Here is a 5,786-nt window from a genome sequence, read left to right as displayed (position 1 = left end):
ACCAGGACATGCGCCGCTTCCAGCCGCGTGGCCCCCGCGCGGTTCTGCGCCAGCGTCGCGGCGCGGGCCGCCTCGCTGACGGCCCCCGCGTCGATCATGCCGAGGGGCTGGGGTACGGCGAACAGCGCACTCGTCGTCATCGTGATCCCCTTCCCCCATAGCCATCATCGAACACATTTTCGATACTACCGCAGCAGCCCTTTTAGCACAAGAGTTCGAGTTCTCACTCCAGCCGGCTGCCGACCCACTCCGCCAGTACCCGCGCGCACGCGTCCACGCTCTGTACCCACGTGGACCCCGCCGACTCGTCGGCCGGGTCGGAGACGTACTTGACCAGGCGGGTGGGCAGGCCCAGCATCGAGCCGGCAGCGGCGACCGCGTACCCCTCCATGTCCACCAGGTCGGCGATCGACGCGAGGTGGTCCCGCAGTGGCCCGCCGGCCACGAAGCGATCACCGGAGGCGAGCACGGGCGCGCCGGTCCCGCCGGGCTCCGAAGGCAGCGCGTGGGCCGGCTCGGGGGTGATCGCGAACTCGGCCGAGAGGGTCAACGGCGGGCCGTCGTGACGGCCGGTCACGGCGTGGAGTGCCAGGTTGTCGAAATCGTGCTGGAACACGGTGGCGATCTCGTGAACGCCCTGCATCCCCGGGTGCAGCCCCCCGGCGGTGCCCACGTTGACGAGCTCGCGGGGCCGGACGCCGCCACCGACCGCATGCGCCACCGCCACCGCGGCCCGAACCTTGCCGACGCCCGTGACCAGGACGGGGAAGTCCGTGACGAAGTGACGGGCCTCCTGCTCCAGCGCGACGACGACGAGAGGGTGTGCCGGATCGACGGTTCCGAGGAGCTCCACGGTCTCCACGGTAGTCACCGGCGATCACGCTCTTCCACTGCGTTGTCCGTGCGATCCACCCCACCACGCCTACGGTGGCAGGAGAAGGCCACCCGTCGACCGCAGAGGTGAACCGTGACCCCACTCCCGTCTCCCAGCCCCGCCACGGCCCGCCGCGCACTACTCCTCTCGGCGGTCGCGGTGCTCGCCGCCGCCGGATGCGCGACCGGCGCAGAGGACGAACAGGCCGACGCGGCGCCGACGGTCACCGCCACCGTGACCGCTCCCGTCGAGACGGCCGAACTGCCCGCCGGCCAACGGGACGGCGACAGACCCGGGGAGCCCACCGACCGGGGGGCGTTCGACCGGTCGGACTGCGGCACCGACGTCTCGGGGCAGGACATCCCCGGGGATGTCCTGGTCCGCGACGGTCAGACGTGTGTGCTGTCCGACCTGACCGTCACCGGCGACATCGACGTCCGGAGCGGCGGTCGGCTGGAGGCCCGCAACGTCCGGGTCACCGAGGACATCGAGGCCGAGGGGCACGCCTCCGTTCTGGTGTCCGGGGGCGAGGTGGCGGGGTCGATCGAGTTGGACAGGGGCGGCGAGGCGACGGTGGAGAACGTCCGGATCGGTGGCGATCTGGAATCGCAGGAGAACTCCGGCCCCCAGCGCTTCGACGGCAACTCCATCGGGGGCGACCTCGAGTGCGAGGGCAACGCCCCGGTCCCGACCGGCGGCGGCAACGAGGTCGGCGGTGAGCGGGAAGGGCAGTGTGCGGGGTTATGACCCCGGGACCAGAGCTACCCGGAGGGTGACCACCACCGGGTGTCGGACTCCCCCAACGGCAGACGGTCCACCACCTCGTGCCGGGCCCGCCCCCCGGGCCCCTCACCGAGAAAGGAGTCGACCAGCGCGATCTCGGAGACCGTCCAGTCACTGCTGGTGAAGGTGTCGAGGACGCGGAGCCATGCCGTGGCATCGGAGCGACCGCGGAGCCGGGCGAGCGTGAGGTGAGGGTGGAACCGAGCCCCGTCGGGGACGCAGCCGGCGGCGTTGGCGGCCGACCGGGCCCCCGCGGCCAGGGCGTGCAACGGAGTCTCGCGCGACCCGGAATCGGTCGGGGCTGCCGCCAGGTGCTCGACGCCCGCCCACAGCACCTTCGCCCGGTCGACCGAGGGGAACGCCCCCGCCCCGGCGAGCCGGATCCGGAACGGCTCGTGCTTCCGGGCGACCGCGCCGAGCCTGTCGGAGAGGTCGTCGATCCGCCACTCGTCGACATCCGGGCAGAAGGTCAGGGTGAGGTGCCACTGCGCGGGATCGGTCCAGGCGAGTCCCGGGCGCGGTTCGAGGAACCGCTCGAGCTCCTGGCTCACCTCCTCCGGCGGCAGCACCGCGGCGAACATGCGATGACCCATCTGCTACCCGCTCCCCACTGCTCGTCGGACACTGCCCGAGGTACCCCACCACCGTGGCCCACCTCACGCTCCATCACAAGAACCGGTCCACGTGGAGCTTGTTATCGTGGCCATCACGGCGGTGGGGCCCGCCTTCAACCACGGCACGGATGTCGTCAACGGTCCCTGTTTCCTAGTCAATTCTGGTAGCCACCATGCGTGTCGACGGCGGCCACCCGACCGGACGCCCCGACCGGGCCTCGTCCGAACCGGGCGCCCCGTGGCGTGCGGCGGCGTACAAGGTCAGGAGGCAGCGCCGATGAGCCGACCACCGCATCTGCACCCCGGGTTGATCGCCCTCGTCGCGCTCGGCGGCGCCGCGGGCACCCTGGCCCGATGGGGCATGACCACGTCGATTCCACACCCGCACGAGTGGCCGGTAGCGACGCTCGCCGAGAACCTCATCGGAGCGTTCCTCCTCGGGCTGCTTCTCGAAGCACTCGTCCGTGCCGGTGACGAGACCCGTCCCCGACGGATGATCCGCCTCGGCCTGGGCACCGGCGCCCTGGGTGGATTCACCACCTTCTCCACCTTCGCCCTCGAGATCGAGAGGCTGCTCACCTCCGGTCACGTCGGCCTGGCGGTCGGCTACTTCACGGTCTCGCTCGTCGGCGGATTCCTCACCTGCATGCTCGGGGTCATCCTGGCCAGCCGGCACCATCGGTGGCGCGAGCGTCGTCTCCCCCTCGATCCCGACCAGGGTGTCGTCTCCGACCCCACCGCGCCGGGAGGGGACCGCCCGTGACCATCGCCCTCATCGCCCTGTTCGGCGGGCTCGGCGCCGCGGCCAGATTCGTGGTGGACGGCCTCGTCAGAACCCGGTGGAACAGCGGTTTCCCGGTCGGAACCGTCGCCGTCAACATCACCGGCTCACTGCTCATGGGCGTGCTCACCGGGGCGGCGATCGCCGGGGCGATCGGTGGCGTCGGTCTGGAGGCGGCCACGATCGGCTTCTGCGCCGGGTACACCACGTTCTCGACCGCCATGGTGGAGACCGTCCGCCTGGTCCAGGGCGGGGCCTATCGCAGGGCCCTCGGCAACGCCCTGGGAACGGGGATCGCGGTGGTCGCGGCGGTGGCCGCCGGGCTCGCACTGGCCGCCGCCCTCTTCTGAGCACGCTCCACCCGGCGGGCGGCCTCACCCCGCGAGTCCGGCCTCCAGGGCGGCGTCGAGTCCGGCGCGATCACCCGAGATCTCCAGAGCCGGATCGTCGGCCCCGATCCGTCCCCACAGCAGGAGCGCGAGTGTCTCCGGCGGGCCCGTCACCTCGACCTCACCGGCCTCCTCCGCGCCGGTCAGGACCCACTCGGGGTCGGCGCCCGGGCTGCGTGCACCCACCGGCTCGGCACCCGTCGCCAGCCCCTCGGGGGCGTGCAGGACCGCCCGCAGCCGGATCGTCACGGGTAGCGACCGTCGGGGCCCCTTGTGCGGGAACATGACAGCGCAGAACTCGTCCACCGTGTCCACCGCCACGTCCTCCGGCAGCGGCGTGGTGGCGGTGGGCCCGCCGAGCGCGTCCTCGAGGTCCCAGCGGTGGACGGCGGTCTCGTGGAGTTGCCGCCGAAGCCAGAAATCGGCCCGGCCGGGGCCGGAGAAGGTCCACACCGGCGCGTCGGGGGCCGTCTCCGTGAAGGTCTCGAGCATTCCCGAGGCCTGCGTCGCGTACCAGTCGGCGAGCGCCGCGGCACCTGCGGACGCCGGCGGGGCGGACCTCATCGCGTCACCCAGCCCCCGCGAGCGCTCGTGCGGGTTCCGGTCGCGCACCGTGGCGCCGCCCCACCGGTTGACGGCACCGAGGTGGGTGACCAGATCGTAGATCGTCCACTCCGGACACGACGGCACCAGAGTGGCCAGGTCGGTGGCCAGGTCGGTGGCCGGGGCGGCGGCCGGGTCGACGCCCCCGGCGAGCGCGAACCGCACCAGCCCGACCTGGGCCTCGATCGCGTCGAGCATCCGCTCCCGCGTCAACCCGGGGCTCATACCCGCGTCGCCGCCTCGTTCGATCCGATCGACCCACTGTCCTCGGTGCCCGGCCGGCGCCGGGTGAAGTCGATCTGCCGCCCCGCGTTGGACACGGCCACCACGGTCCCGGTGCCGAACACGCCGTCCCGGTCGAACAGCGATGCGCTGCCCACCGCCACGCCCGCGTCGCTGAGGTGCTCGTCGGCCTCGATCCCGATGTCGCCCGAGCGGGGCAGACGGGCCAGCGCCACGGTGAGGTCGGCGTTGATGAAGCCGATGCCCTCGTCGCCCCAGTGGGACATGAGGCTGGTGGACTCGGCGAGGGTGACGGCGCGCTGGAAGGGCGTGGCGTCCTCACCGGCCACCACGTCCAGCGGACGCAGCCAGAAGCGTTTGCGCTGGTCATTCTGGTGCGCACCCATGTCGCGGCTCCACGCCTCCCCCTGCTCTCCGCTGCCGAAGAAGACGTTCGATCCCGGCGTGTCCTCGAGCGGGTCCGCCTCGGGCGGGGCCCCGACGCGCCGGCCCGAGCGCCACACGTTCCCGGGTGGCTGCTCGCCCCGGCGCAACTGGACCAGAGTGCCGCGGGCCACGAGAGCGCCCTCCTGCAGCATCCGGACATCGGCGACCCGGATGCGGTTGCCAGCCCGGACCTCTTCCGTCACGGCGAACAGCGGTTCGGTGCGGACCGGCGCGAAGAGGTCCACGGTGAGTCGGGCGGGGTGGAACCCCTCCGCCCCGTGCTCGGACTCGAGCGCACGAGCGGCGGCCACCACCACGGCGGGCCCGTTGACCATCGTGTCCGACCACGCGCTGCGGGCGTACCTGGTGGGGATGTACGCCCCGGAGTCGTCGACAGTGAAGAACGACCGCTCGCCCATGGATTCAGCCCACCATTCCGGTTGAGGAGTTCGCGGGTCCGTGTGGTGTGGCCCGGCGGCCCTGCCCTGCAGCCCAGGACCGCAACACGGCCGCGAGTTGAGTCTCGAAGTACTGCTCGGCGCTGGGGGACTGACGCCACACGCTCAGTTCCAGCGACACGACCCCGTGCAGTGAGGCCCAGATCGCCGTGGCCGCCTCGTGGACGTCCGAGGCCCGGAAGACCCCCTCGTCCACGAGCGCGTCGACGATCTCGAGCAGTGGTTCCCTCCACCGGGGGTCCCGGCGGCCCGTCTCGGTGCGGGGCGAACGGACGGGCTCCCCCACCACGAGCGCGTACAGCCCCTGGTTCTCCAGCGCCCACCGTCGGTAGGCACGGCACAGGGAGCGCATGTCGGTCTCGACACTGTCGTGGCGCAGTGACTCGCGCAGCGCCTCGGCGAGCATCCGGTCCGCCTCCTCCGCGACCGCCGCGAGCAACCCGGACTTGCCCCCGAACATCGTGTAGATGGCGGTGGTGGAGGTGCCCTGTGAGGCGGCCAGCGGCCGCAGTCCGAGCTTCTCCGGCGCCGCGCTCCGGAGCCGGCGCGTCGCCTCGCGCAGGATCCCCAGCCGGAGGGCCTCGTCGTACTGGGCGTGGGGAGGGGCGCCGGAGG

The 5,786-nt window shown here is 72.3% G+C and carries 8 protein-coding genes; 3 read left to right on the top strand and 5 right to left on the bottom strand.

From position 1 onward, the window contains the following. Nucleotides 1–223: 223 nt before the first annotated feature. On the bottom strand, nt 224–853 hold the full coding sequence (locus IY392_RS10805; protein WP_309234152.1) for a nucleosidase: 630 nt from the start codon (nt 851–853) through the stop codon (nt 224–226). Nucleotides 854–967: 114 nt separating this feature from the next. On the opposite strand from IY392_RS10805, the gene IY392_RS10800 reads away from it, so the two are divergent. Next, nucleotides 968–1,621: a hypothetical protein gene (locus tag IY392_RS10800; RefSeq protein ID WP_194861211.1), complete on the top strand. Its 654-nt coding sequence runs from the start codon at nt 968–970 to the stop codon at nt 1,619–1,621. A gap of 14 nt (nt 1,622–1,635) precedes the next feature. Here IY392_RS10800 and thpR read toward each other — a convergent pair whose 3' ends face one another. Further along, nucleotides 1,636–2,250, bottom strand: coding sequence for an RNA 2',3'-cyclic phosphodiesterase (gene thpR / locus IY392_RS10795; protein ID WP_107755333.1), 615 nt, complete (start codon nt 2,248–2,250; stop codon nt 1,636–1,638). 298 nt (nt 2,251–2,548) lie between these two features. Here thpR and IY392_RS10790 point away from each other — a divergent pair, with 298 nt between their 5' ends. After that, nucleotides 2,549–3,034, top strand: coding sequence for a CrcB family protein (locus IY392_RS10790; protein ID WP_107755332.1), 486 nt, complete (start codon nt 2,549–2,551; stop codon nt 3,032–3,034). Continuing rightward, nucleotides 3,031–3,402, top strand: a complete 372-nt coding sequence (locus tag IY392_RS10785; RefSeq protein ID WP_194861210.1) for a CrcB family protein — start codon at nt 3,031–3,033, stop codon at nt 3,400–3,402. The genes IY392_RS10790 and IY392_RS10785 overlap by 4 nt, the downstream gene beginning before the upstream one ends. Before the next feature lie 24 nt (nt 3,403–3,426). Here IY392_RS10785 and IY392_RS10780 read toward each other — a convergent pair whose 3' ends face one another. The 3 genes from IY392_RS10780 to IY392_RS10770 all read right to left on the bottom strand — a co-directional run. Further along, nucleotides 3,427–4,269, bottom strand: a complete 843-nt coding sequence (locus tag IY392_RS10780; protein WP_194861209.1) for a maleylpyruvate isomerase family mycothiol-dependent enzyme — start codon at nt 4,267–4,269, stop codon at nt 3,427–3,429. After that, the gene (locus IY392_RS10775) at nt 4,266–5,132 is read right to left on the bottom strand and encodes an acyl-CoA thioesterase domain-containing protein (protein WP_194861208.1); all 867 of its coding nucleotides are present in this window, start codon (nt 5,130–5,132) and stop codon (nt 4,266–4,268) included. Before IY392_RS10775 ends, IY392_RS10780 begins: the two co-directional genes overlap by 4 nt. A 4-nt stretch (nt 5,133–5,136) precedes the next feature. Then, nucleotides 5,137–5,786: TetR/AcrR family transcriptional regulator (locus IY392_RS10770; RefSeq protein ID WP_194861207.1), on the bottom strand; the 650-nt coding region annotated here is incomplete at its 5' end.

The organism is Dietzia sp. SYD-A1 (genome assembly GCF_015356725.1).
Taxonomy (GTDB): domain Bacteria; phylum Actinomycetota; class Actinomycetes; order Mycobacteriales; family Mycobacteriaceae; genus Dietzia.
Note: the sequence above shows the minus strand (reverse complement) of the source record. Positions and strands in the feature narration are given on the sequence as shown.

Bases quoted from the DNA above. Each gene is read 5' to 3' on its own strand.
- thpR (WP_107755333.1), bottom strand. From the start codon at position 2,250: ATGGGTCATCGCATGTTCGCCGCGGTGCTGCCGCCGGAGGAGGTGAGC.
- IY392_RS10775 (WP_194861208.1), bottom strand. From the start codon at position 5,132: ATGGGCGAGCGGTCGTTCTTCACTGTCGACGACTCCGGGGCGTACATC.
- IY392_RS10790 (WP_107755332.1), top strand. From the start codon at position 2,549: ATGAGCCGACCACCGCATCTGCACCCCGGGTTGATCGCCCTCGTCGCG.
- IY392_RS10780 (WP_194861209.1), bottom strand. From the start codon at position 4,269: ATGAGCCCCGGGTTGACGCGGGAGCGGATGCTCGACGCGATCGAGGCC.